Below are 25,900 nucleotides of genomic sequence, written 5' to 3' on the forward strand. Positions count from 1 at the left end.
TCATATTTTTTAACTAAATATTTACATCTGGTGGCGTGAAGTGAAAAGAAAACGTAGCCCGGGCGAGGCGTTCACGCCGACCCCGAGAAGGCTGGTGGTGACTCCTGGCGAGCCAGGCTACGTTGTAGGCGTAGGCCGGATAAGGCAAAGCCGCCATCCGGCAATGTGCGCGGCGATGCCTGATGGCGCGCAGCCTATCAGGCATACATATTGCAGATGATTACAGTATCTACGAGTTACATATTCTGCTTTTTCATGTCGTTACGATGGTTTACCCAGGCATTGAGAATCAGCGTAAATGCCAGGATGCCGCCGACCACACCCAGCGAAACTGAGATAGGGATATGGTAGAACTCGACGATCAGCATCTTGATACCGATAAACACCAGGATCACCGACAGACCGTACTTCAGCATTGAGAAGCGCTCTGCCACGCCTGCCAGCAGGAAGTACATCGCACGCAGACCCAGGATGGCAAACAGGTTAGATGTCAGTACGATAAACGGATCGGTGGTCACAGCGAAAATCGCTGGGATACTGTCGACGGCAAAAATTACGTCACTCAACTCAACCAGAATCAGCACCAGCAGCAGCGGTGTCGCAAACAGCACGCCGTTTTGACGGGTAAAGAAGTGCTCATTCTCGATTTTGTCGGTCATCCGTAAATGGCTGCGTAACCAGCGTACCAGCGGTTTGTCGCCAATACCGCCTTCATCCTCTTTCGCCAGCGCCATTTTGATACCGGTAAACAGCAGGAATGCACCGAAGATGTACAGCAGCCATTCGAACTGCGAGATAAGCCAGCTACCGGCGAAAATCATGATGGTACGCAGCACAATCGCACCCAACACGCCATAGACCAGCACGCGACGCTGCAATGCCGGTGGAATAGAGAAGTAGCTAAACAGCATCAGCCAGACGAAGACGTTATCAACCGCCAGTGATTTTTCAATCAAGTAACCGGTAAGGAACGCCAGAGCCTGCGGGTCGGCCACCGCACGTCCCTGGGTCTGCGCCAGATACCACCAGAAAGCAGCGTTAAACAATAAAGAGAGGGTGACCCACACCAGTGACCAGGTCGCCGCCTGCTTCATGGTCATGGTATGGGCGCCGTGACGCCCCTGCAAAAGCAGGTCGATAGCGAGCATAATCACCACGATGACTGCGAATCCGCCCCACAGCAACGGAGTGCCGACTGTATTCATAACTTATTTCCTTACGCATAAAAAAAACGGCTAACGTCAGAAGACGATAGCCGTTGCTTTTTATGCATAGACCTCGCCTTCCGGCAAGGTCTCACTTACAACAAGAAAGGAATACGCGTTCGTATTCCTTTTTCGTTGCCCGGCGACCGGATACGGTTTTTCACGTATCGTATTGACGATCCACCGACAAGGAAGTTACTCCCCTTTGCACGTAACAAAATATGACAGGCCATTGATTTCGTCAATGACCTGCAACATCTCTTTTACGTTGTTTTACGCAGCAGGCGTATCCGCCGGGAAAACGACGCCGGTCTGGCGACGAATTTCGGTCTGAACTTTGGCGGTAATACGACTGACCTCTAAACCAGGGTGATCGACTTCGTTGTTTTCGACCAAGCTTGCAAACTCCAGGGCTTCATACAGCATAGTATTAATATGCTGTGGCTGGCTGAGATCCTGTGCTTTGCTACCACGCGGTATAAAACAGAGTTTTTGGCACTCGGAAATTTTTTCAATCACCAGCGCACCCGCCTCGCCCTGAATTTCGCTTGGTAGGTTGGAATCGCTGACCTTGGAATGTTGCAACGTGACGCTGAAATCACCGTAGTCCATCACCACCACGCCGTGCGCATCAACGCCGCTATCTAGCAGGCTGGCAGAAGCCTGAATCTGTTTTGGCTCACCCCACAGCGCGACCGCTGAAGCCAGGCAGTAAAAACCGATATCCATAATCGAGCCATTGGAGAAGGCCGGGTTGAAGGTATTTGGATTCTCGCCGTCAAGATAGCGCTGGTAGCGTGAGGAATACTGGCAGTAGTTGATAAACGCTTTACGGATCTGACCGAGCTTTGGCAGTGATTGTTGTAGCAACTGGAAATTAGGCAGGCTGGCGGTTTTAAACGCTTCAAATAACACGACCTGGTTCTCACGTGCAGTAGCAATCGCCTGTTCCACTTCACGCAGATTAGACGCCAGAGGCTTTTCACAAATCACGTGTTTTTTATGGCGTAAGAACAGTTCGGTTTGCACAAAGTGTAGTGAGTTTGGGCTGGCGATATAGACCGCATCCACATCATCGCTCTGCGCCATCGCTTCAAGCGAGGTGAACAGATGTTCGACGGGATAATCGTTGGCGAAGCTCTGCGCCTGCTCGAGACTGCGGGAATAGACGGCGGTTAATTTGTACTTGCCGGTCTCATGAGCGGCGTCGACAAACTGGCGGGTGATCCAGTTTGTGCCGATAACAGCGAAACGTATCATAAGTGCCTTCAGGCTCCATAAAGGGATTCTTTCGTCAATGTATCACGCCTTTATGACAATGCCAGTGCCCGACTACGCAGTTTCCTTTAGCGAAAGATGCGTCAACCATAAACGGGTATCAAACTCCAGTTGGTGGTACTGCGGCTCCATATAACAGCACAGCTGATAGAACGCCTTGTCGTGCTCTTTTTCTTTCAGATGCGCCAGCTCGTGTACCACAATCATCTTCAGAAATGCTTCAGGCGCGTTGCGAAACACGGTGGCGACGCGGATCTCTGCTTTGGCTTTCAGCTTGCCGCCCTGCACACGCGACACCGCGGTATGCAGCCCTAACGCATTTTTCAGTACGTGGATTTTGTTGTCGTACATGACTTTGTTGATGGGCGGCGCGTTGCGCAGGAACTGGCTTTTCAGATCCTGGGTGTATTGATACAGCGCTTTATCGGTGGCGAAATCGTGCGTGCCCGGATACCGTTTTTCCAGCACGGTGCCCAGCTTTTGTTCCGCAATCAGCGTACGAACCTGAGAAAGTAAATTTTCCGGGTAGCCCTGGAGGTAAGTTAGTTGGTTCATCTTTGCCCACACAAATCATAAAAAGTGTATACTCACGCACCCTTTTCAGGGATACGCCGAAATTTTACCATTCAGGAGGGCCGATGAGCCACATAGACAACGGTTTCCGTTCGCTGACACTAAAACGTTTCCCGGAGACGGATGACGTTAACCCGCTGCTGGCGTGGGAAGCGGCGGATGAATATCTGCTGCAACAGTTGGATGATACCGAAATTAGCGGCCCGGTGCTGCTCCTGAATGATACCTTCGGTGCGTTGGGTTGTGCGCTGGCTGAACATACGCCGTACAGCATCGGTGATTCATATTTAAGCGAGCTGGCGACGCGTGAAAACCTGCGCCACAACGATATCGCTGAGTCTAGCGTCAAGTTTCTCGACAGCACCGCCGAATACCCGCAGGCACCGGGCGTGGTGCTGATTAAGCTGCCAAAAACCATGGCCCTGCTGGAACAGCAGCTGCGCGCCCTGCGTGAAGTGGTTACCCCGCAAACGCGTATTATCGCGGGTGCGAAAGCGCGAGATATCCACACCTCGACTCTTGAACTGTTTGAGAAAGTGCTCGGTCCAACGACCACCACGCTAGCGTGGAAAAAAGCGCGCCTGATTAACTGTACTTTCAGCAATCCAGCACTGGCTGATGCGTCGCTGACGCTGAGCTGGAAACTGGAAGGCACCGACTGGACTATCCACAACCACGCCAACGTCTTCTCCCGTACCGGGCTGGATATTGGTGCGCGCTTCTTTATGGAAAACCTGCCGGATAATCTGGAAGGTGAGATTGTTGATCTCGGCTGTGGCAACGGCGTTATCGGCATGACCTTGCTTGAGAAGAACCCGGAAGCCAGCGTTGTATTTGTTGATGAATCGCCAATGGCCGTCGCGTCCAGCCGTTTGAACGTGGAAAGCAATATGCCTGAAGCGCTGGATCGCTGTGAGTTTATGATCAACAACGCACTCTCTGGCGTGGAGCCGTTCCGTTTTAACGCGGTGCTGTGTAACCCGCCGTTCCACCAGAAACATGCGCTGACCGATAACATCGCTTGGGAGATGTTCCACCACGCCCGTCGTTGCCTGAAAATCAACGGTGAGCTGTATATCGTGGCCAACCGTCACCTGGACTACTTCCACAAGCTGAAGAAGATTTTCGGTAACTGTGAAACCATCGCCACCAATAACAAATTTGTGGTGTTGAAAGCGGTGAAATTGGGCCGCCGTCGCTAGTTTAGCGTCGCAAAGTCGTCCCGCCGGATGGCGGCTTCGCCTTATCCAGCCTACATCAACCTGTAGGCCCGATAAGCGCAGCGCCATCGGGCACACCCGGCTCACAAAATGGCCTCGTTAAATAGTCAGCGCAAGCGTTGTCCCCTGCGCAATCGCCCTACGCGCATCCAGCTCACCCGCCACATCACTGCCACCAATCAGATGCACCGTTTTCCCTGCCGCCTGTAATGGCTCGGCCAGTACGCGGTTAGGCTCCTGACCGGCGCAGATAATCACGTTATCCACCGCCAGCAGTTGCGGCTCGCCGCCAATCTCCACGTGCAACCCAGCCTCGTCGATTTTCTGATAGCTGACTCCCGCGATCATCTTCACGCCGCGTGATAGCAAAGTAGTGCGGTGGATCCAGCCGGTGGTCTTACCCAGCCCTTCACCCGGTTTGCTGTTTTTACGTTGCAGCATCACAATTTGCCGTGGGCTACGCGCCAGATGCGGCCCCTCAGGTCTTAGGCCGCCTGCCAGTTGCAGACTGGTGTCGATACCCCATTCAACGCAGAACTCAGCAATATTCTGGCTGGTCGGGTTGCCGGGCTGGCTGAGATACATCGCCGTATCAAAGCCGATGCCGCCGCAACCGATAATCGCCACACGCTCACCGACCGGCGCTTTATCGCGCAACACGTCCAGGTAGGTCAGTACTTTCGGATGATCAATGCCGTCGATCGGCGGTGTGCGGGGAGTGATCCCGGTGGCGAGGATCGTCTCATCAAAGCTCAGAAGATCGTCGGCAGTGACGCGATGATTTAGCTTCAACGCCACGCCAGTCACCTCGATCATCCGGCGGTAGTAGCGCAGCGTTTCATAAAACTCTTCTTTACCGGGGATCTGTTTGGCGATATTGAACTGCCCGCCGATCTCGGCGCTTGCGTCGAATAGCGTAACGTGATGCCCGCGTGAAGCGGCATTGACGGCAAAGGCGAGCCCCGCAGGGCCTGCACCAACGACCGCCAGATTTTTGCTCTGAGGGGTTGGTCGGACAGGCATTTTAGTTTCGTGGCAGGCACGTGGATTCACCAGACAAGAGGTGACTTTGCCGACGAAGATCTGATCCAGACAGGCCTGGTTGCAGCCGATGCAGGTGTTGATCTCATCAGCCCGGCCGGACTGTGCTTTCGATAGCAGTTCAGCATCAGCAAGGAATGGACGCGCCATCGACACCATATCGGCATCGCCGCGCGCCAGAATATCATCGGCGACCTGTGGATCGTTAATCCGGTTGGTGGTCACCAGTGGGATCGTCACGTGGCCTTTGAGTTTACGGGTCACCCAGCTAAACGCCCCGCGCGGTACCGGCGTGGCGATGGTGGGGATCCGCGCTTCGTGCCAGCCGATCCCGGTGTTGATGATCGTCGCCCCTGCCGCTTCGATGGCTTTTGCCAGCAGGACGGTCTCGTCAAAAGTACCGCCGTTATCCACCAGATCGAGCATCGACAATCGGTAGACGATAATAAAATCTTTCCCCACCCGCTGACGCACCGTGCGCACCACTTCAACGGCAAAGCGCATCCGGTTTGCGTAGTCGCCACCCCACTGGTCATCGCGCTGGTTGGTACGCGCTGCGAGAAATTCGTTAATCAGATACCCTTCTGAGCCCATGATTTCTACGCCATCGTAGCCAGCTTCACGTGCCAGCTGGGCGCAGCGAGCGAAATCATCGATGAGTGTCAGGATTTCTTCGTGCGTCAACGCATGCGGTATAAAGCGGTTGATGGGGGCCTGAAGCGCAGAAGGGGCAACCAGATTTGGCTGGTAGCTGTAGCGACCGGTATGCAGGATTTGCAGGGCGATTTTGCCGCCTTCCTGATGCACCGCATCGGTAATGGTGCGGTGATGCGGCAGCTGGCTGGCATCGTTAAGCATCGCACCACCCGCCATACCAACGCCGGTGGCATCAGGCGCAATCCCTCCGCTGACAATCAGCGCCACGCCATGACGTGCGCGCTCGGCGTAGAACGCCGCCAGACGCTCCGCGCCGTCGGGATACTCCTCCAGACCCGTATGCATGGACCCCATCAGCACACGGTTTTTCAGCTGGGTAAAACCCAGATCCAGCGGGGCGAACAGCGACGGATAGCTCATAAGAATGTCCAGTATGTGAAATTATTGTTATGTGGTCGGATGAGTTACTAATTTAGCCGTCGGCGAAGAAAAGGGAAAAGGCGAATGTGATGATTGTGATGGGATTCAAAAAACGCTCATTTACTTGTGTAGCCCGGCTAAGCGCAGCGCCGCCGGGAACGCCCGGAGTCGGCGCTATCGCACCTCGTCCGGGCTGAGCCAGTTTACTGCTCGGTGGCGACCTGCTGTTGGCGGATGCGCAGCGCTGCTAGCGCATTACGTGCCGCTTTCAGCACCTGGTCGCACTGTTCCATCGTCAGGGTTAACGGCGGTTCAATACGAATCGTCTTGGCGTTGTTGAGCGTGCCTGCGACCAGCACGTGCTGGCGGAACATTTCGCTGGCAAAATGGTAGCCGATTTCATTGTCGACAAACTCAATGGCCATCAGCATCCCTTTTCCGCGAGCTTCCCGCACCAGGTCTGGGTATTCGCGAACCATGCTGCGGAACCCGTCCAGCAAAATGTCACCTTTCTGCTCCGCCTGCGCGGGTAGGTTTTCGGTCAGCAGAACGTTGATGGTCGCCAGCGCAGCAGCGCAAGCCAGCGGATTGCCGCCGAAGGTGGTGGTGTGCAGGAACGGGTTGTCGAACAGCACTGAGAACACCTCTTCGGTGGCGATGGTCGCGCCGATAGGCATTACCCCGCCGCCGAGCGCTTTCGCCAGGCACAAAATATCTGGCTGCACGTTTTCATGCTCGCAGGCGAACATCTTGCCGGTACGGCCCATCCCGGTTTGCACTTCATCGAAGATCAGCAGCGCGCCGAACTCATCGCACAGCTTGCGCACGGCGGGCAGGTAGCCCAGTGGCGGCAGAATCACCCCGCCTTCGCCCTGAATCGGTTCGAGGATCACCGCAGCCACATCATCACCGGTTTTCTGGCATTCGCTTAGCATCGTACGCAGGGCGTCGATATTGCCAAACGGGACGTGACGGAAGCCCGGCAGCAGCGGCATAAAGGGTTTGCGGAAGGTGGATTTCGCGGTGGCGGATAAAGCCCCAAGCGATTTCCCATGGAACGCGCCGCTGGTGGCAATAAAGGTAAACTTACCGCGCGGTGATTGGTACGCTTTTGCCAGCTTCAGCGCTGCTTCTACCGACTCCGTGCCGCTGTTGCTAAAGAAGCTGTACTTCAGCTTGCCCGGCGCAAGTGCGGCCAGCGTTTTGGCGAGCATCGCGCGTAATGGGTCGAGGAGTTCCTGACTGTGAAGCGGTTGTTTTGCGAGCTGATTCTGTACGGCGGAAACCACCACTGGATTACGGTGCCCCACGTTGAAAATTCCAAAACCGCCCAGACAATCCAGAAACTCCTGGCCCTGGGTGTCGACAAGCGTATTTAACCCTCCCGCTTGCCACTCTACGGCCCCGTAATCCCCGCCGGCTGTGACAGATTTTCGATACTCCAAAAAACCCGGATTCACATGCTCTTTAAAGTATTCCCTGACCTCCTGGTTGAGTGCTTTCATCTCCTCATGATCGAGCGTTCGCTTTTCAATGAGATTCAGTGCGTGTGCGCTGCAGGCCAGAGCCGATGCGCTAGAAGGTAACCTGTTCAAAATGAGCTCCTGGACGGGGCGTATCACATGATACTGATTTAAGTATTGCAGGGATTACGCCACTTCAGCGGTTGCGGCGAAAATCGGGATAAATGCCAGGGAAAACCGCATCTGTACAATATTTAATCGTCCAGCGTAGCGGGGGAGTCTGAAAAGGCGTGCAGGGTGATGCCGCCTTTTTGGGCGGTTGCTCCAGGGCGGTGCGCGTTATGTACCAGAGTGGCGCGCCGTGCAAAAAGTAGGGTTTTTGTCGATTTTGCGATCTAACGCAAAATTAACAATTAAGGTTAATTAGATAACCTCCGATATAACAATTGTAATACATTTTCTCTCCGCACCTGAAAAGGATGTCTGTATGTCTACCCTGTCCGACCTAAACCAGCATGAGACTGTGCTGGATGATCACATCACCCTCATGTCGACCACCGACCTCAATAGCTATATCACCCACGTTAATGATGCTTTTGTGCAGGTAAGCGGCTACAGCCGTAAGGAGATGCTGGGCCAGCCGCATAACCTGGTACGTCATCCTGATATGCCTAAAGCTGCTTTTGCCGATATGTGGCGCACGTTAAAGCAAGGCGAGCCCTGGACGGGCATTGTGAAAAATTGCCCGAAAAATGGCGGCCATTATTGGGTGCGTGCTAACGCTATCCCTCAGGTGCGCAAGGGTAAAACAATTGGCTATATGTCTATCCGTACCAAGGCCAGCCCGCAGGAAATAGCGGCTGTAGAGCCGCTGTATCAGGCCTTGCGGGAAGAGCGTAGCAACAAACGGTTGTATAAAGGCCGGGTTATCAGCACGCGCTGGTGGGGCAAACTCTCGGTGATGCCGCTACGCTGGCGAGTCAGAAGTGTGATGCTGGGGTTGTATCTCCTGCTGGCGGGATCGTTACTCGCGCTGAATGCGCCAATAGCCTCGATACTGGCATCGGCGATTTTGCTATTGCTGACAACGTGGGTATTTGAAAGGCAGATTGTTCGGCCAATCGAAAACTTGGCGAAACAGGCACTGAGCGTGGCAACCGGCGAGCGTAACAGTGTCGAGCATCTGAATCGCAGTGATGAGGTGGGGCTGATATTACGTTCGGTGGGTCAGCTTGGGCTGATGTGTCGCTGGTTGATTAACGATGTCTCCAGTCAGGTCAACAGTGTGAGCGATGGTAGCGATGTGTTGGCGCGTGGCAATAATGACCTCAACCAGCGTACGCAGGAAACGGTCGAAAATGTGCAGCAAACGGTCACCACCATGAACCAGATGGCGGCATCAGTGCAGAACAATTCGCACACGGCGGCGCAGGCCGATAAGCTTTCGCTTGCCGCCAGCGGTGCGGCGACGCAGGGCGGGCAGGCGATGCATCGGGTGGTCAAAACCATGGAAGATATTGCCGACAGCACCCAGCGTATCGGATCGATTACCACGCTAATCAACGATATCGCGTTCCAGACCAATATTCTGGCGCTGAACGCCGCGGTTGAGGCTGCGCGAGCGGGTGAGCAGGGGAGAGGATTCGCGGTGGTGGCAGGCGAGGTGCGTCATCTGGCAAGTCGAAGCGCAACGGCGGCTAACGAGATTCGTCAGTTGATTGAAGCCAGCGCCAGCAAAGTGGAGTCAGGCTCTGAGCAGGTTCACGCCGCAGGACGCACGATGGATGACATTGTCTCGCAGGTGCAAAACGTCACCAAATTGATCGCGCAGATAAGCCAGTCGACGTCGGAACAGGCGACGGGCTTATCTGATTTGACGCGAGCGGTGGCAAAACTCAACGAAATCACGCAGCAAAATGCCGGGCTGGTGGCGGAGAGCGCCGATGTATCGGCGATGGTAAAACGCCGCGCCAGCCTGCTTCAGGATGCGGTTACCGTACTGCATTAATCCAGTTGTGAGATATCCAGCGCCGCGCGGTCGATAACGCCGATAATCTGTTTGAGCTGCGCGTCGCTGATATCACCCTGATTCACTTTGAGGTCCAGTACGGCCTTGAAGTTATCTAGCGCTCGCTTCATCTGCGGATTTCTGCGCAGCTCATGCCCAACCATTTTGGCTTTCAGCCGAGCATGGATATGATCCAGCGGCTCCTGATTCTCGTCCAGCAACTGCCGACCGTCAGCGGTAATTTCGATTTTCTTGCGCCCGCCATCTTCTTCCTGAACGGTAATCAGCCCCTGATCCTGTAGTAAATCCAGCGTTGGGTAGATAACGCCCGGGCTCGGGCTGTAGTGGCCTTGAGTGAGGGATTCAATCGCTTTAATCAGCTCGTAACCGTGGCTGGCGCTCTCTTTCAGAATGCTGAGGATCACCAGGCGTAGTTCACCGTGGCCGAAGAAGCGCTGCCGACGTCCGCTGCCGTGGCCTTCGCCGCGCCCGCCGCGATGTTCGCACTCGCCGTGTTCGCTACGATGACCGTGGCCGCGATGTTCACTACCAGAGAAAGGTCTCATTGTTTTATCCTGACTGTAATTTAGATATATCTAATTTATATCTAATTTTATCGAATTAGCAATACCAAAAAAGATTATTTAATTAACTAATTGATATATTTGTATATATTTGTTGTCTTCAAAAATAATCAAGCTAATGGCACTTATATCATAAAAAATTCTTGCTTTCTTACTTGTTGGCAATCATTATCATTTGCAAATTAGTTTAGATATATCTATTTTTGAGAGAGACGCCAGATGAAAGAGACAAAGTACCCACAGCGTGTGCGCAATGAACTCCGTTTTCGTGAACTGACCGTCACGCGCGTTGAGCGCATCGGCGAGGCTTTCCAGCGTATTGTGCTGGGTGGTGAGACGCTGGAGGGCTTTAGCTCTCGCGGCTTTGACGACCATACCAAACTGTTTTTCCCACAGGCCGGGACGACGCTCACGCCACCCACTGTGAGTGACGACGGTATCGTTTGGGCTGAGGGTATTCGCCCACAAGCGCGTGATTATACCCCGCTGTATAACGCAGAGCGCCACGAGCTGACCTACGATTTCTTTATCCATGATGGTGGTGTCGCAAGCCTTTGGGCGATGGAGGCCAAAGTTGGTGATACTCTGCTTATCGGTGGCCCTCGCGGTTCGCTGGTGGTGCCGGAAGATTACGCCTGGCAGCTTTATGTCTGTGATGAAACCGGTATGCCCGCACTACGTCGCCGCTTGGAAGCGCTGAGTCTGCTGCCACAATTCCCGCAGGTAACTGCGCTGGTGATGGTGCGTGACGTAGCGGATAAAGCCTATCTGGCCGGTTTTGAGGGCTGCAACATTGAGTGGTTTAGCCATGACGGACATGACGCCGTTGCCGCGCGTCTGGCGCAGTTTACGGTGCCAGAGTCCGATTACTTTATCTGGCTAACCGGTGAGGGGAAGGTGGTAAAAAATCTGACCGATGGTTTTGTGACCGACGCTATCGATCCGCAATTAGTCCGCTCTAGCGCATACTGGCACGCCAAGTAAACGGATGGCAGGTATCCACCAGGATATCTGCCATCACCTTTGGGTGTCGTTTATCGTGATTTGCCCCTTTTCATCATGCGAGAGCCACATTTCCACACTTTTTATATCCCTATCTTACCGCCGATTTTTGCCCGTTTTTTTCGATAATTTATTTATTAATATGTTGTTTTAAATGAATAATTATCCACTTCTGCTGCTGTGATGCGATGTCAATCATATTTCCCTCCTCACCAATACAAAATCTGTAAAACTAGATGTTTATCGAATTTTCGTCTAAAAAGGTGGGGGCAAGGACTAGACACGACCATAAGATGGTTATCAAATGGTTAAAAAATACCGTGTCAGATGTGAATCATCGACAAAATTAAAAAATGGTTAGTCCGCTTACACAACTTACACGCGTTGCGGCGCACCTCTTCGGGAGAAACTATGCATTCCTCTGTTAATAAAAACGAAAGCCGAACCTTTTTCGGTCACCCTTATCCGCTGGGGTCACTGTTCTTTACCGAAATGTGGGAGCGATTCTCGTTTTACGGTATTCGCCCGTTACTGATCCTGTTTATGGCGGCGACCGTTTATGATGGCGGTATGGGACTGGCGCGTGAAAATGCCTCGGCGATTGTCGGTATCTTCGCCGGGACGATGTACCTGGCGGCGTTGCCAGGCGGCTGGCTGGCAGATAACTGGTTGGGTCAACAAAAGGCTGTGTGGTACGGCTCTATCCTGATTGCACTGGGCCACCTGGCCATCGCGCTGTCTGCCTTTATGGGCAACAATCTGTTCTTTATCGGCCTGATGTTTATCGTCCTGGGTTCTGGTTTGTTCAAAACCTGTATCTCGGTAATGGTCGGTACGCTGTATAAAAAAGGGGATGCTCGTCGTGACGGTGGCTTCTCCCTGTTTTATATGGGCATCAATATGGGGTCGTTTATCGCGCCGCTGATTTCCGGTTGGCTGATTAAATCTCATGGCTGGCACTGGGGTTTTGGTATTGGTGGTATCGGGATGCTGGTGGCGCTGGTCATCTTCCGCATCTTTGCCGTACCGGCGATGAAACGCTATGACAGCGAAGTTGGGCTGGATTCTACCTGGAACAACCCGGTAGCGAAGAAGAACGGTGTTGGCGCGTGGTTGGTCGCACTGGCGGTCGGTGCGGCAGTGGTTATTACCCTGATTGCACAGGGCATCATCGTGATTAATCCGGTGGCCGTGGCGAGCGTGCTGGTGTACGTCATCGCAGCCTCTGTTGCGCTGTACTTCATCTACTTGTTCGCTTTTGCCGGTATGAGCCGCAAAGAACGCGCGCGCCTGCTGGTGTGTTTCATCCTGCTGGTTTCCGCCGCATTCTTCTGGTCGGCCTTTGAACAGAAACCGACCTCCTTCAACCTGTTTGCTAACGACTATACCAACCGTATGATCGGTGATTTTGAGATCCCTGCGGTTTGGTTCCAGTCGATTAACGCCCTGTTTATCATCCTGTTGGCTCCGGTGTTCAGCTGGGCATGGCCAGCGCTTGCGCGTAAAAACTTCCGCCCGGGCAGCATCACCAAGTTTGTTATCGGTATTCTGTGTGCCGCAGCAGGCTTTGGTCTGATGATGCTGGCCGCGCAGAACGTGCTGAGCAACGATGGGGCAGGTGTCTCTCCAATGTGGCTGGTGGGCAGTATTCTGATGCTGACGCTGGGTGAGCTGTGTCTGAGCCCGATTGGTCTGGCGACCATGACGCTGCTGGCACCAGAAAGAATGCGCGGTCAGATGATGGGTCTGTGGTTCTGCGCTAGCGCACTGGGTAACCTGGCGGCAGGCCTGATTGGTGGTCATGTGAAAGCCGATCAGCTCGACATGTTGCCTGACTTGTTTGCGCGTTGCTCCGTGGCATTGCTCATTTGTGCCGCCGTACTGTGCGTATTAATTGTGCCGGTACGTCGTATGCTGGAGAACAGCAAGTCCAGCACAGAACAAAAGTCAGTCACTAACGCCTGATGTAAAATGTTTTAACCAAGCCAGCGTCTGATGCGCTGGCTTTTTTTTGTGCAATAAAGCGCAATCCCGATGTAAAGGGGCGTAAAAAACACGTTTTTGCTCACGGAAAATTGCAATAACGTGAGCGGTTTCTTTGAAATCAGATCCAATTTCAGTCCATAGTATAAACTTGTTTACTACGTGGTTAATTTAAGGACAAGCATATGCCAGCAGTCATTGATAAAGCATTGGATTTCATTGGTGGTATGAACACGTCTGAGCCGGTACCACAGTCTATGGATGAAAGTACAGCGAAGGGAATTCTGAATTATTTACACGAATTGGGCATGCCGCTGAGTCCTTCCGATGTGACCGAACGCGGGCATCAGGATGGCTGGAATGCTGGATTCACCGATAAAGTCGCCGGATGGGCCGATAGGATTGAGTCCGGGGAACGTATTGTGATTAAGAACCCTGAGTTCTTTTCTTCTTACATGCGTGAGGAACTGAACGCGCTGGTGTGATGCCTGTTCGCTCTCACCGTTGCGTGGGGGCGCTTATTCTCATCCTTTAAAGCAAAAGGGCTGACGAGAAATCGTCAGCCCTTGCTGTATCTGGTGGCCCCTGCTGGGTTTGAACCAGCGACCAAGCGATTATGAGTCGCCTGCTCTAACCACTGAGCTAAGGGGCCGTGGTAGTCGAGGATTATAAAGTAACAGCGCACACCAATCCAGCACTAAGCGCGCGTCCGCTGTTTTTATAAACAATGCATTTTCAATTCGTTATACTCAACTCACGATGTATCGGTTGAGGATATTATGGTTAAGGACATTATTGGTTCAGAGCTTAGGGTGCTCTTTTGCGGCATTAACCCCGGGCTATCGTCTTCCTCTTTGGGCTATCCCTTCGCCCATCCCGCGAACCGTTTCTGGAAAGTGCTGCATCTGGCTGGGTTTACCGAACGTCAGCTGAAGCCGGAAGAGGCGGAACAGATGCTCAATTTTCGCTGTGGTGTCACAAAGCTTGTCGAGCGGCCAACGGTACAGGCAAGTGAGGTGAGCGTGCAGGAGCTGCGTAGCGGCGGTCAGGAGCTCGTCGAGAAGGTTGAACGCTATAAACCTGCGGTACTGGCGGTATTAGGTAAGCAGGCCTATGAGCGCGGACTGGGGCAGCGTAAAGCGACCTGGGGTAGGCAGACGTTGATGATTGGCGATACCGAGGTGTGGGTTCTGCCAAACCCAAGTGGGTTGAGCCGGATTACGCTGGATAAGCTGGTTGAGGCGTATCAAGAATTGGACGTGGCGTTAAAGGCGCGCGGTTTGTAGGTATCGGGATGTTCCCGGCGGCGCTGCGCTTGGCCGGGCTACAGGCTGGAGTAGCCCGGCCAAGCGCAGCGCCGCCGGGGAATGCTCCGTGATTTACAAGCAAAAAAAAAGCTCCCATCAGGGAGCTTTTTCACGTTTTACCGGAGCGATTAATCGTCCAGGAAGCTACGCAGTACTTCAGAGCGGCTTGGGTGACGCAGTTTACGCAGCGCCTTCGCTTCGATCTGACGGATACGTTCGCGGGTAACGTCGAACTGTTTACCCACTTCTTCCAGCGTGTGGTCGGTGTTCATATCGATACCGAAACGCATACGCAGAACTTTCGCTTCACGCGCGGTGAGGCCAGCCAGAACGTCGTGCGTGGCGGCACGCAGGCTCTCGGTGGTCGCAGAGTCCAGCGGCAGCTCGAGGGTGGTATCCTCGATGAAATCACCCAGATGCGAATCTTCATCGTCGCCGATTGGCGTTTCCATGGAGATAGGCTCTTTGGCGATCTTCAGCACTTTACGGATCTTATCTTCCGGCATCAGCATACGTTCAGCCAGTTCTTCCGGCGTTGGCTCACGACCCATTTCTTGCAGCATCTGGCGGGAGATACGGTTGAGCTTGTTGATGGTCTCAATCATATGCACCGGAATACGGATGGTGCGCGCCTGGTCTGCGATAGAACGGGTAATCGCCTGACGGATCCACCAGGTTGCATAGGTGGAGAACTTATAACCACGACGGTATTCAAACTTATCAACCGCTTTCATCAGGCCGATGTTACCTTCCTGAATCAGGTCAAGGAACTGCAGACCGCGGTTGGTGTATTTCTTAGCGATAGAAATAACCAGACGTAAGTTCGCTTCAACCATCTCTTTTTTCGCACGGCGGGCTTTAGCTTCACCGATAGACATACGACGGTTGATGTCTTTTACCTGCTCAATGGTCAAGCCGGTTTCTTCTTCAATCTGACGCAGCTTCTGCAGACCACGCTGAACATCATCAGCCACATCGTGCAGTTTTTCAGACCACGGTTTGTTCATCGCGATAGCCGCGTTGAACCAGGTGTCGCTGGTTTCGTTGCCAGTGAACAACGTGATGAAGTTTTTCTTCGGCATTTTGCACTGTTCAACACACATCTTCATGATGATACGTTCCTGGGTACGCACGCGATCCATCATGACGCGCATGCTGTTAACCAGGTAGTCGAACTGTTTAGGCACCAGACGGAACTGCTTGAAGACTTCAGACAGCTTCTGAATCTCTTCCTGGGCAGCGGCGTGGCTACGGCCCTTGGCTTTGATCGTATCGCGTGCTAATTCGTACTGAGTACGCAGCTCGGCGAATTTTTCACGTGCCAGCTCAGGGTCGATGCTGTTGTCATCATCGCTATCGTCGTCTTCTTCTTCGTCTTCTTCTTCGTCGTCATCCATCTCTTCCTGAGACAGTTCAGAACCGACGTGCGTGGCGGTCGGTGCCATGTCTTCTTCGGCGTTTGGATCAACGAAGCCGGTGATAAGGTCAGAAAGACGAGCTTCTTCTGCTTCAACGCGATCGTACTGTTCCAGCAGATAAGTAATGGCTTCAGGGTATTCGGCAACTGAGCACTGAACCTGGTTTATCCCATCTTCAATACGCTTGGCGATGTCGATTTCGCCTTCACGGGTCAACAGTTCAACGGTACCCATTTCACGCATGTACATGCGCACTGGGTCAGTGGTACGGCCGATTTCAGATTCCACGCTCGACAGAACCTGTGCAGCCGCTTCTTCTGCGTCTTCATCAGTGTTGTTGGAGTTTTCAGCCAGCAACAGATCATCGGCATCCGGTGCTTCTTCCATCACCTGAATGCCCATGTCGTTGATCATTTGGATGATATCTTCGATCTGATCTGAGTCGACGATATCTTCCGGCAGATGGTCATTGACCTCGGCATAGGTCAGATAGCCTTGCTCCTTACCACGTTGGACAAGAAGCTTGAGCTGTGACTGCGGGTTTTGCTCCATAAGACGGTATCCACACTTAATTCATTTGATTGGTGTCGGCCGGCGAACGAACCGCCGACATTTAGTGCGAGGGCTTACTTATATTAATGCCGCTGCGCCTCGGTGCGGCTGTCGGGGGCTACCCGATAGGTATTCGGCAGTTAAGCCGTTAAATTCATTTTTTGGCCAGTTCCTGGTTTAGCGTCCAGAGTTCCCGGCGTTCTTCGCTGCTTAAACCGTGTGTGCGATCGCGAGCTATCAACTCTTCTTGTCGCAGTACAAGCAACGAATCAAACATATGGTTGAGCGAGTCGGTGAAGGTTTTTTCAGCGATATCCTTATCTGCTATATCGTCCCACATCGACAGTTTTTCAAGGGTTGCGGCTTCATTTGTTCCGCGATATTGCTCCAGCAGCTGTCCGGTCGTCAGACCCGGCTGGGATAAACAGGTATTCACCAGTTCGGTAAACAAGCCCAAACCCGGCATCTTTTTCGGATCCAGCCCGACCAACGGTGGAACGCGCGGTGCGAGATCGGGGTTTTGTACCAGTAACCCTATCAGTATACGCATGGTCGTACGTTTTAGCTGTTGAGCCGGGCGCACGACGCCACTTTCTGCCTGTTTTGGCATTAAACGATCAAGTGCCGCATCATCAAAAATACCCAGCTTCAGACCCAAAGTCTGACGCAGCTGAATTCGGTGCGCATCGCCCGGTACCTGACTAATGAGCGGTAACGCCAGCGCGGCAAGTTGGGTGCTGCCGTCCGGCGAGCTCAGGTCAACTTGCGGTATCAGGCTATTAAATAAGAATACAGAGAGCGGTTGTGCATGCTCCATCCGTGCTTCAAAAGCCTCTTTACCTTCTTTACGTACCAGCGTATCCGGGTCTTCACCGTCGGGCAGGAACATAAAGCGTAGCTGACGACCGTCAGTCATGTACGGCATTGCCGTTTCTAATGCGCGCCATGCGGCATCGCGTCCAGCGCGATCGCCGTCGTAACAGCAAATGACGTTGTTTGTCGCACGGAATAACATATGCATATGGTCAGCCGTGGTCGAAGTCCCCAGCGAGGCAACGGCATAATTGATACCGTATTGCGCCAGGGCGACAACATCCATATACCCTTCGACAACCAGCAGGCGCGGTGGTTCAGCGTTGTGCTGCTGGGCTTCATAAAGGCCATATAGCTGACGGCCTTTATGGAAAATATCGGTTTCCGGGGAGTTCAGGTATTTCGGCGTATCGTTACCGAGTACGCGACCACCAAAACCAATTACCCGGCCTCGTTTGTCGCGAATCGGGAACATCACGCGATTGCGAAAACGGTCGTAGGTTCTTCCCTGGTCGTTGGTGACCAGCATTCCAGCATCGAGCAGCAGCTTTCTGTTGTCGACATTACCGCCGAAACGTTTTAATGCGTTATCCCAGCCTGGTGGTGCAAAACCAATAGCAAAACTCTGGACAATTTCGGCGCTCAGGCCGCGTTGCTCCAGGTACTGGCGTGCAGGCTCGGCGATGGGTTGGGCGAAAGATTGCTGATAAAACGCATTCAATCCGTCCATCAGCTGATAGAGATTTTGCCGCTGATGGCGCTCTATCTGGCTCAGACCCGTTCCGGCTTCATACGGCACATCAAGATTGTGCATGGCTGCCAGTTCTTCAACGGTTTCAACGAACTCGAGCTTGTCGTAGTTCATTAAAAAGTCGATGGCATTGCCGTGCGCGCCGCAGCCGAAGCAGTGATAAAACTGCTTATCACCATTTACGGTGAAAGAGGGACTTTTCTCGTTATGGAAGGGACAGCACGCATGATAATTTTTGCCCTGCTTTTTGAGCTTCACCCGTGCATCGATCAGATCGATGATGTCAGTGCGAGCCAGCAGGTCACTAATAAATACGCGTGGGATTCGTCCAGCCATAGGCCCCGTTTATTTTCACTTCATCCTTCAAACTGTCTCTGCGTTGGCCGCGTTCGTTCACCCCTGTCACTTACTTATGTAAGCTCCGGGGATTCACTCACTTGCCGCCTTGATACAGTATGAATGACTTTGTGTAAATACTGATTTATAAACGAAAACAAGCCGCGCATTCCTTTCGGAAGCACGGCCTTGCAACTACAACTCAGTCTGACAATTGAGAGCGTGTGCTCTCAAGAGATTAGTACAGACGAGTACGGCGTGCGTTTTCGCGAGCCAGTTTCTTCGCGTGACGTTTCACAGCAGAAGCTTTAGCGCGCTTACGTTCGGTAGTCGGTTTTTCATAGAACTCACGACGACGAACTTCCGCCAGAACACCTGCTTTCTCGCATGAACGTTTGAAGCGACGCAGTGCTACGTCGAACGGCTCGTTTTCACGTACTTTAATTACCGGCATGTAACTCTCACCTTTAATAAATTCGGTTTGCCGCTGGCATCAACGCCAGCTTATTTCAAAATGGTGCGGAATTTTACTACAACCGTTGCTGCTTTGTAAAGCACCGACGCTCTTTTGAAAGGGACTTTTTAAGGTTGAGAAGTATACACGAACTCGACGCCTGAAGTGAGCAAAGTTTTACATCTAAGGTCAGAGATCCTACACTGCGCGGTACTGAAACGAGGTAAATGTAGCCATGCGTGTACTGGGAATTGAAACATCCTGCGATGAAACCGGCATCGCAATTTATGACGACGAAAAAGGGCTGTTAGCCAACCAACTGTATAGTCAGGTGAAATTACACGCTGACTACGGTGGCGTGGTGCCTGAGTTAGCCTCGCGCGATCATGTGCGCAAAACGGTTCCGCTGATTCAGGCTGCGTTAAAAGAAGCCAGCCTGACGGCAAAAGATATCGATGCGGTGGCGTATACCGCAGGCCCGGGTCTGGTCGGTGCATTGTTAGTTGGCGCAACGGTCGGTCGCTCTTTGGCGTTCGCGTGGAACGTACCGGCGATACCTGTGCATCATATGGAAGGGCATCTGCTGGCGCCCATGCTGGAAGATAATCCGCCAGAATACCCGTTTGTAGCGCTGCTGGTCTCCGGCGGTCACACACAGTTGATTAGCGTGACGGGCATTGGCCAATACACGCTGCTGGGTGAATCTATTGATGATGCAGCTGGTGAAGCTTTTGATAAAACGGCGAAACTGCTGGGTCTGGATTATCCGGGCGGGCCGCTGCTGTCGAAAATGGCCTCTCAGGGTACGGAAGGCCGCTTTGTCTTCCCACGCCCAATGACCGATCGTCCGGGGCTGGATTTCAGTTTCTCTGGCCTGAAAACGTTCGCTGCTAATACTATTCGCAACAACGATAACGACGCTCAAACTCGCGCCGATATTGCTCGTGCGTTTGAAGATGCGGTGGTGGATACACTGATGATCAAGTGCAAGCGCGCGCTGGATCAAACCGGATTTAAACGCCTGGTGATGGCGGGGGGCGTGAGTGCCAACCGTACGCTGCGCGCTAAACTCGCGGATATGATGCAAAAGCGTCGTGGCGAAGTGTTTTATGCGCGCCCGGAATTCTGTACCGATAATGGTGCGATGATTGCTTATGCGGGCATGGTGCGCTTGAAAACGGGTGCTAGCGACTCACTGGGCGTGACCGTTCGTCCGCGCTGGCCGCTGGCAGAATTGCCGGCTGCCTGATTGTTTTCACTTTCCCGGGGGCGGCGTAAACGCCTTGCCCGGGCTACAAACCCCGGCAGAGCGCAGCGACGCCGGGGGCAATACTCTAACCCTTCAGCTACTCTTCGTCTTTGCGCTTACGCTTCTTAAACCGCACCCAGATTTTAGTCTCCTGACGTCGCCACAGACGTTGAATATTGTCATGATGGCGCAGCAAAATCAGGCATGAGAGCATGGAAACCGGGAAGGTATATTGGGGTTTGAACCACCAGACGTAAAACGGCGCAACTAGCGCGCTGACGATAGCTCCCAGTGAGGAATAGCCGCTGAGTAAGATCGTGAGCACCCAGGTGCCGGCCATCACGCCGGTCAAATCGAGGCCAATAGGCGCAATCGCACCAAAGGCAGTGGCCACACCTTTCCCGCCATGGAAACGGAAAAATACCGGCCAGATATGGCCCAGACAGGCTGCAATCGCCACAAGGCCCAGCCAGAATGGTGACAAACCAAGGGCGTAAGCTCCCCAGACGGGCAGCATCCCTTTCAGGACGTCGAAAATCAGTACGGTCAGGGCAGCGCCTTTACCGCCAATACGTAATACGTTAGTGGCCCCGGGATTACCGGAACCACAATTGCGAGGGTCGGGTAACCCTGCGATGCGGCAGACCAGAATGGCGCTGGAAATCGAGCCGCAAAGGTAGGCAAGGAGAATCATTCCAGGCTCGATTGCACTCATAACGCTGTTCCATTTTGAAAATGTCGAAGTATTCTCTGCATCTGTGGATAATACGCATAATTCGCCGGAAGTGGTATCCGGTTTAGCCTAAAACCAAGCAGGTCGTGATGGATATTGTATTTATAGAGCAACTTTCGGTAATCACCACTATCGGTGTTTATGACTGGGAACAAACTATTGAGCAGAAGCTGGTGTTCGATATCGAATTAGGCTGGGATAACCGCAAAGCCGCTGCCAGCGATAATGTGGAAGACTGCCTAAGCTATGCCGATATCAGTGAAGCCGTGGTTAAGCATGTGGAAGGCAGCCGTTTTGCGCTGGTTGAACGCGTAGCGGAAGAGCTGGCTGAGCTGTTAATGTCGCGCTTTAATTCACCGTGGGTACGCATCAAGGTCAGTAAACCCGGTGCGGTTGCGCGGGCGACAAACGTCGGTGTCATCATCGAGCGTGGCCATAATCCGAAATAAAATATTTAGTGGTCATATAAGTTAAACCAAAGTGATTTATACCGGTCATAGTGCCGGGTTTATTTTATTGTTTACTTTTAAGGGTTTATTAATGAGCGATATACACTCGCTGCTGGTCGCAGCCATTCTGGGTGTGGTCGAGGGATTGACGGAGTTTCTGCCTGTCTCCAGCACCGGTCATATGATTATTGTCGGCCATTTGCTGGGATTTGAAGGAGAAACGGCGAAAACTTTTGAGGTGGTAATCCAGTTGGGTTCAATCCTGGCGGTTGTGGTGATGTTCTGGCGTCGTCTGTTTAGCCTGATAGGTATTCACTTTGGTCGCCCGCCGATCCATGAAGGTGAAGGTTCTGGTCGATTGTCGCTTATCCATATTCTATTGGGGATGATCCCGGCGGTGGTGCTGGGTCTGGTGTTCCACGATACGATTAAATCGCTCTTTAACCCGATAAACGTGATGTATGCCCTGGTGGTCGGCGGCCTGTTGCTGATTGCCGCAGAATGCCTGAAACCCAAAATACCGCGCGCGGTCGGGGTTGACGATATGACCTATCGTCAGGCGTTTATGATTGGTTGTTTCCAGTGTCTGGCACTGTGGCCGGGCTTCTCTCGTTCAGGGGCTACCATCTCAGGCGGCATGCTGATGGGCGTGAGTCGTTATGCGGCCTCTGAGTTTTCTTTCCTGCTGGCAGTGCCGATGATGATGGGCGCCACGGCTCTTGATCTCTATAAGAGCTGGCACTTCCTGACCGTTGGCGATATTCCAATGTTTGCCGTAGGCTTTGTGATGGCCTTCCTTGTCGCGCTGGTGGCCATCAAAACCTTCCTGAAGCTGATTAAACGTATCTCGTTTATTCCGTTCGCTATCTATCGCTTTATCGTGGCGGCAGCGGTTTACGTGGTCTTCTTCTGATGATTTGCCCTCAGTCTTTCGGCTGGGGGCAACGTTTTTCCTTCCAGTCAGCGACTGCTTTAATTCGACGTCGCGTCAACTCTTCGCGGATCTCCGGGCCTTTAAATCCGGCTTCGATAACCTCTTTATTGCCCACTCCCCGCGCAACTTCCCATGCCTCGCGCAGCAATCGACCTTGCGGGTAGTCGCTGGCTTCAAAATGAGTCCGCCCGCGCACATCCGCTTCACTGGTTAGCGCAATTTGCTCTACCCGCTGTGGCTTGCGCCAGGCGTCAATAGAGTCAAATAGCTTGATCAGGGTTTTCGGTTGCAGGATGGGCAACGTGTGGATGAGATCGTGGAATTCGGCAACCAGTTTCGCAAGATCACGCATTTCATTGGGGACCTTCAGGCGTTGGCTCAATCGCTCGACCAGCTTCACGCCAGCCGGGCCGTGGCCGTGGTGGCGAGGCCAGAATTCTTTAGGCGTGAGTCCTTTACCTAAATCATGACACAACGTTGCAAAGCGTACGTCGAGTTCGGGGCTGAGCATGGCCGCCATGGTAAGCGTCATCAGCGTATGGACGCCGGTATCAATTTCCGGGTGCCATTTTGCCGGTGCGGGAACCCCAAACAGTACATCGATTTCCGGGAACAGAACTTTTAGTGCACCGCAGTCGCGCAGCGTCTGGAAAAACACCTGTGGGTTGCGGGTGCCAAGGGCACTTTCCGTCTCTTTCCATACGCGTTCTGGGGTCAGATGCGCCAGTTCGCCAGCGTCCGTCATCTCACGCATTAACGCCAGGGTTTCATCGGCAATGCGAAAGCTTAAATGCGCGTAGCGGGCGGCAAAACGCGCCACGCGCAGCACGCGCAGAGGGTCTTCGCCAAAGGCTGGGGAAACATGGCGCAGAATGCGCTGCTGGAGGTCGTGGCGCCCACCGTATGGATCGATAAGAGAACCGTCGGCATCTTGCGCCATCGCGTTGACGGTTAAGTCCCGCCGCAGCAGATCTTGCTCGAGCGTCACGTCAGGAGCCGCATAGCAGGTAAAACCGGTATACCCGGAACCTGACTTACGTTCGGTGCGGGCAAGGGCGTACTCTTCGTGGCTATCGGGATGCAGGAAGACTGGGAAATCGCGGCCTACCTGCTGGTAACCCGCGTCAAGCATTTGCTGGGGCGTCGCGCCGACCACCACCCAATCTCTGTCTTTAATCGGGAGACCTAATAAAGCATCCCGAACTGCACCGCCGACCAGATAACTCTTCACGCCACGCCTCTCCTCATCATTTTCTTTGAGATAATACGAAAGAAGTCGATTGAAGGCGAGTTAGCTTAGTTCATCCAGCGATCTTTACGCTTACGGCTTGGAATGATGTGCGGTAAGACCAGGCCGAGAAGCAGACCCATTCCCAGCACGCCGCCGCCATACATGAACCACTGCATAATGATGGTGCGCTGTTTGTCATCCAGTTGTAGGTTAGCAGCACTCACTTTTTTCTGCGCGACGATAAGCTCATTCTTCAGCTTCTGGTTTTCGTTTTTCAAACCATTAATCACGCTATCGCTCTGAGCGACCTTTTTCTGCATTTCTGCAGTGCGCTGGTTCCAGGTTCCGTCGATGTTATTGAGCTTGTCGGTCAGGGTTTTGACCTGATTTTCCAGATCGGGCACACGAGTACGCAGGCTCGGCGTGGCGGTCAGCTCTTTAAGCGGGATCCACGCGGTACGACCATTGCTGTCGCGCACCTGGCCGTATTGTGTACTGTCGTTGCTCTGCAGCAGGGTCACTTCTTCACCGGCGTTCAGTGAACCTGCCAGACGGTAGTTATCGCCCGGGCCGCTACGTACCCAGGTGTTCAATTCGTCGGAAACGTAACGCTTTTCATCAGCATGAGCCAGAGTGGAAGCGGTAAGTGTCAGTAAAGTAATGGCAATTAAGCGTAATTTTGGCATCAGATCATCGTTTTTGTCATAAAAGTGGAACGATAGTAGTGGCAACAGTCTGACGACGCAAAGCATTCTGCGGCAATCGGAATCCTCCAGGAGGAAAAAAACGGCGTCAGCGTGTTGCCTGACAAATTGCGCATTGCATGGCAATTTGTCGCAAAATACTATCTACTGACAAAAAGAATACCTATAAGTTCGCCAGATGGGTATTTCCAGGTAACGAAACCACAAGAATTCAATCATGGCTCAAGAAATCGAATTAAAATTTATTATCGACGACGCAGGCGTTGAAGCGCTGCGTGACCACCTACATTCGCTGAACGCGGAACATACGCCGCCAGCTAAATTGCTGAATATTTATTACGAAACGGCTGATAACTGGCTGCGCCGCCATGATATGGGGCTGCGTATTCGTGGTGATAACGGTCGTTATGAAATGACCCTGAAAACGGCCGGTCGCACCGTGGGTGGACTGCATCAGCGCCCGGAATACAACATTGACATCAGTACCCCTGAACTGGCGCTTGACCAGCTTCCGCTAGAAGTCTGGCCAGATGGCGTAATGCCAGAAGGTTTAGCCGAGCAGGTTCACCCTCTGTTTAGTACCGACTTTAATCGCGAGAAATGGGTCGTCAATCATGGCAAAAGCCAGATTGAAATCGCGCTCGATCAGGGCGAGGTTAAAGCGGGCGAGCACCAGGAAGCCATTTGTGAACTGGAGCTGGAACTATTGAGTGGCGAAACCGCTGACGTGTTGGCTCTGGCTCAACAGCTGGCGCAAACCGGCCTGCTGCGTCAAGGCAGTCTGAGCAAAGCGGCGCGTGGCTACCATCTGGCGCAGGGTAATCTGGAACGCGAAATCAAACCGTTGACCATTTTAACGCTGCCACCAAAAGCCACGGTGGGTCAGGCGTTTGAAGCTGCGCTGGAAAGTGCCCTGGCCCATTGGCAGTACCATGAGGAATTGTGGCTGCGTGGGAAAAAGAAAGCCAAAACTGAGGTGGTCAATGCGTTGGGGCTGGTTCGTCACATCCTGACGTTGTTCGGCGGTATTGTTCCGCGTAAAGCCAGCGCTCAGTTGCGCGATGGTTTGACCCAGGTGGATGCGCTGATGGCCTCCGGAAACTCCGCCCACGATGCCGTTTTCTGCCGTGAGACGGCGCTAACCAAGCTGGCCTTTACCGAATGGCTGGTGACGCGTGGCTGGCAGCCGTTCCTCGACGCCAAAGCCGAAGCCAAAATGGCGGACTCATTCAAACGCTTTGCCGACACTCATCTTTCTCGTCAGGCCGCCGAACTGCGGACGACATTTGCCTACCCGCTGGGCGATAGCTATGCCGATCAGCTACCGCGCCTGACGCGTGACATCAATACGGTGCAGGTGTTAGCAGGCTACTACGACGCCGAAAAAGCCGAGCGCTGGCTGGCGAACTGGCAGGGCTTACGTCACGCCATCGAAACGCGTCAGCACATTGAAATTGAGCATTACCGCAATGAAGCGCTGGCGGTTGAACCATTCTGGTTACACAGCGGAAAACGATAATTAACTTCAGGGAACC

General features: G+C 53.1%; 22 protein-coding genes and 1 tRNA gene. 10 read left to right on the top strand and 13 right to left on the bottom strand.

Annotated features, from left to right (window positions below):
• Positions 1–236: 236 nt before the first annotated feature.
• The 3 genes from U0026_RS03330 to U0026_RS03340 form a co-directional block, all read right to left on the bottom strand.
• On the bottom strand, positions 237–1,205 hold the full coding sequence (locus U0026_RS03330; RefSeq protein WP_062774332.1) for a TerC family protein: 969 nt from the start codon (positions 1,203–1,205) through the stop codon (positions 237–239).
• 273 nt (positions 1,206–1,478) lie between these two features.
• Positions 1,479–2,465: a Gfo/Idh/MocA family protein gene (locus U0026_RS03335; RefSeq protein ID WP_062774334.1), complete on the bottom strand. Its 987-nt coding sequence runs from the start codon at positions 2,463–2,465 to the stop codon at positions 1,479–1,481.
• A gap of 72 nt (positions 2,466–2,537) precedes the next feature.
• Positions 2,538–3,038 carry a YgjP-like metallopeptidase domain-containing protein gene (locus U0026_RS03340; protein ID WP_062774335.1) on the bottom strand — a complete coding sequence of 167 codons (501 nt, stop codon included), beginning with the start codon at positions 3,036–3,038 and terminating at the stop codon, positions 2,538–2,540.
• A gap of 83 nt (positions 3,039–3,121) precedes the next feature.
• Between U0026_RS03340 and rlmG the strand changes: the two genes are divergently transcribed.
• Entirely contained in the window at positions 3,122–4,258 is a 1,137-nt protein-coding gene (gene rlmG, locus U0026_RS03345; protein ID WP_062774337.1) for a 23S rRNA (guanine(1835)-N(2))-methyltransferase RlmG, read from the top strand.
• A gap of 117 nt (positions 4,259–4,375) precedes the next feature.
• Here rlmG and U0026_RS03350 read toward each other — a convergent pair whose 3' ends face one another.
• Positions 4,376–6,394: an NADPH-dependent 2,4-dienoyl-CoA reductase gene (locus U0026_RS03350; protein ID WP_062774339.1), complete on the bottom strand. Its 2,019-nt coding sequence runs from the start codon at positions 6,392–6,394 to the stop codon at positions 4,376–4,378.
• A 203-nt stretch (positions 6,395–6,597) separates the two neighbouring features.
• A complete protein-coding gene (gene ygjG, locus U0026_RS03355) occupies positions 6,598–7,989 on the bottom strand; it encodes a putrescine aminotransferase (RefSeq protein ID WP_062774341.1) in 1,392 nt (463 codons plus the stop codon).
• A gap of 355 nt (positions 7,990–8,344) precedes the next feature.
• On the opposite strand from ygjG, the gene U0026_RS03360 reads away from it, so the two are divergent.
• Positions 8,345–9,865: a methyl-accepting chemotaxis protein gene (locus U0026_RS03360; protein WP_062774343.1), complete on the top strand. Its 1,521-nt coding sequence runs from the start codon at positions 8,345–8,347 to the stop codon at positions 9,863–9,865.
• Here U0026_RS03360 and U0026_RS03365 read toward each other — a convergent pair.
• Entirely contained in the window at positions 9,862–10,431 is a 570-nt protein-coding gene (locus tag U0026_RS03365) for a PadR family transcriptional regulator (RefSeq protein ID WP_062774345.1), read from the bottom strand. The two genes, U0026_RS03360 and U0026_RS03365, sit on opposite strands and share 4 nt — an antisense overlap.
• Positions 10,432–10,668: 237 nt before the next feature.
• On the opposite strand from U0026_RS03365, the gene U0026_RS03370 reads away from it, so the two are divergent.
• The 3 genes from U0026_RS03370 to U0026_RS03380 all read left to right on the top strand — a co-directional run bounded on the left by U0026_RS03370 (position 10,669) and on the right by U0026_RS03380 (position 13,919).
• Positions 10,669–11,433: a siderophore-interacting protein gene (locus U0026_RS03370; protein ID WP_062774347.1), complete on the top strand. Its 765-nt coding sequence runs from the start codon at positions 10,669–10,671 to the stop codon at positions 11,431–11,433.
• A gap of 429 nt (positions 11,434–11,862) precedes the next feature.
• Positions 11,863–13,416, top strand: coding sequence for a peptide MFS transporter (locus U0026_RS03375; RefSeq protein ID WP_062774349.1), 1,554 nt, complete (start codon positions 11,863–11,865; stop codon positions 13,414–13,416).
• 203 nt (positions 13,417–13,619) lie between these two features.
• The gene (locus tag U0026_RS03380) at positions 13,620–13,919 is read left to right on the top strand and encodes a DUF1889 family protein (protein ID WP_062774351.1); all 300 of its coding nucleotides are present in this window, start codon (positions 13,620–13,622) and stop codon (positions 13,917–13,919) included.
• A 91-nt stretch (positions 13,920–14,010) separates the two neighbouring features.
• On the opposite strand, the gene U0026_RS03385 is transcribed toward U0026_RS03380, so the two are convergent.
• A tRNA-Ile gene (locus U0026_RS03385) sits at positions 14,011–14,086 on the bottom strand.
• A gap of 127 nt (positions 14,087–14,213) precedes the next feature.
• Here U0026_RS03385 and mug point away from each other — a divergent pair.
• Positions 14,214–14,720, top strand: a complete 507-nt coding sequence (mug, locus tag U0026_RS03390; RefSeq protein ID WP_062774353.1) for a G/U mismatch-specific DNA glycosylase — start codon at positions 14,214–14,216, stop codon at positions 14,718–14,720.
• A gap of 149 nt (positions 14,721–14,869) precedes the next feature.
• Here mug and rpoD read toward each other — a convergent pair whose 3' ends face one another.
• The 3 genes from rpoD to rpsU all read right to left on the bottom strand — a co-directional run bounded on the left by rpoD (position 14,870) and on the right by rpsU (position 19,065).
• A complete protein-coding gene (gene rpoD / locus U0026_RS03395; RefSeq protein ID WP_062776309.1) occupies positions 14,870–16,711 on the bottom strand; it encodes an RNA polymerase sigma factor RpoD in 1,842 nt (613 codons plus the stop codon).
• Positions 16,712–16,865: 154 nt separating this feature from the next.
• The gene (gene dnaG, locus U0026_RS03400; RefSeq protein WP_062776311.1) at positions 16,866–18,611 is read right to left on the bottom strand and encodes a DNA primase; all 1,746 of its coding nucleotides are present in this window, start codon (positions 18,609–18,611) and stop codon (positions 16,866–16,868) included.
• A 238-nt stretch (positions 18,612–18,849) separates the two neighbouring features.
• The gene (rpsU, locus tag U0026_RS03405) at positions 18,850–19,065 is read right to left on the bottom strand and encodes a 30S ribosomal protein S21 (RefSeq protein ID WP_001144069.1); all 216 of its coding nucleotides are present in this window, start codon (positions 19,063–19,065) and stop codon (positions 18,850–18,852) included.
• Between the two features lie 235 nt (positions 19,066–19,300).
• On the opposite strand from rpsU, the gene tsaD reads away from it, so the two are divergent.
• Positions 19,301–20,314, top strand: coding sequence for a tRNA (adenosine(37)-N6)-threonylcarbamoyltransferase complex transferase subunit TsaD (gene tsaD / locus U0026_RS03410; RefSeq protein WP_062776312.1), 1,014 nt, complete (start codon positions 19,301–19,303; stop codon positions 20,312–20,314).
• A gap of 97 nt (positions 20,315–20,411) precedes the next feature.
• Here tsaD and plsY read toward each other — a convergent pair whose 3' ends face one another.
• The gene (gene plsY, locus U0026_RS03415) at positions 20,412–21,029 is read right to left on the bottom strand and encodes a glycerol-3-phosphate 1-O-acyltransferase PlsY (protein WP_062776314.1); all 618 of its coding nucleotides are present in this window, start codon (positions 21,027–21,029) and stop codon (positions 20,412–20,414) included.
• Between the two features lie 107 nt (positions 21,030–21,136).
• Between plsY and folB the strand changes: the two genes are divergently transcribed.
• Positions 21,137–21,496 (top strand): bifunctional dihydroneopterin aldolase/7,8-dihydroneopterin epimerase, encoded by a 360-nt coding sequence (gene folB, locus U0026_RS03420; RefSeq protein WP_062776316.1) that lies wholly within the window; start codon positions 21,137–21,139, stop codon positions 21,494–21,496.
• A 91-nt stretch (positions 21,497–21,587) separates the two neighbouring features.
• Positions 21,588–22,409: an undecaprenyl-diphosphate phosphatase gene (bacA, locus tag U0026_RS03425; RefSeq protein ID WP_062776318.1), complete on the top strand. Its 822-nt coding sequence runs from the start codon at positions 21,588–21,590 to the stop codon at positions 22,407–22,409.
• A 10-nt stretch (positions 22,410–22,419) separates the two neighbouring features.
• Here bacA and U0026_RS03430 read toward each other — a convergent pair whose 3' ends face one another.
• Together U0026_RS03430 and U0026_RS03435 are read right to left on the bottom strand one after the other, a co-directional pair.
• Positions 22,420–23,661, bottom strand: coding sequence for a multifunctional CCA addition/repair protein (locus U0026_RS03430; protein ID WP_062776320.1), 1,242 nt, complete (start codon positions 23,659–23,661; stop codon positions 22,420–22,422).
• Between the two features lie 65 nt (positions 23,662–23,726).
• Positions 23,727–24,347, bottom strand: coding sequence for a TIGR04211 family SH3 domain-containing protein (locus U0026_RS03435; RefSeq protein ID WP_062776458.1), 621 nt, complete (start codon positions 24,345–24,347; stop codon positions 23,727–23,729).
• Positions 24,348–24,582: 235 nt separating this feature from the next.
• On the opposite strand from U0026_RS03435, the gene U0026_RS03440 reads away from it, so the two are divergent.
• Positions 24,583–25,884 carry a CYTH domain-containing protein gene (locus tag U0026_RS03440; RefSeq protein ID WP_062776322.1) on the top strand — a complete coding sequence of 434 codons (1,302 nt, stop codon included), beginning with the start codon at positions 24,583–24,585 and terminating at the stop codon, positions 25,882–25,884.
• Positions 25,885–25,900: the final 16 nt, after the last annotated feature.

Source organism: Kluyvera intermedia (assembly GCF_034424175.1).
GTDB classification, from domain to species: domain Bacteria; phylum Pseudomonadota; class Gammaproteobacteria; order Enterobacterales; family Enterobacteriaceae; genus Kluyvera; species Kluyvera intermedia.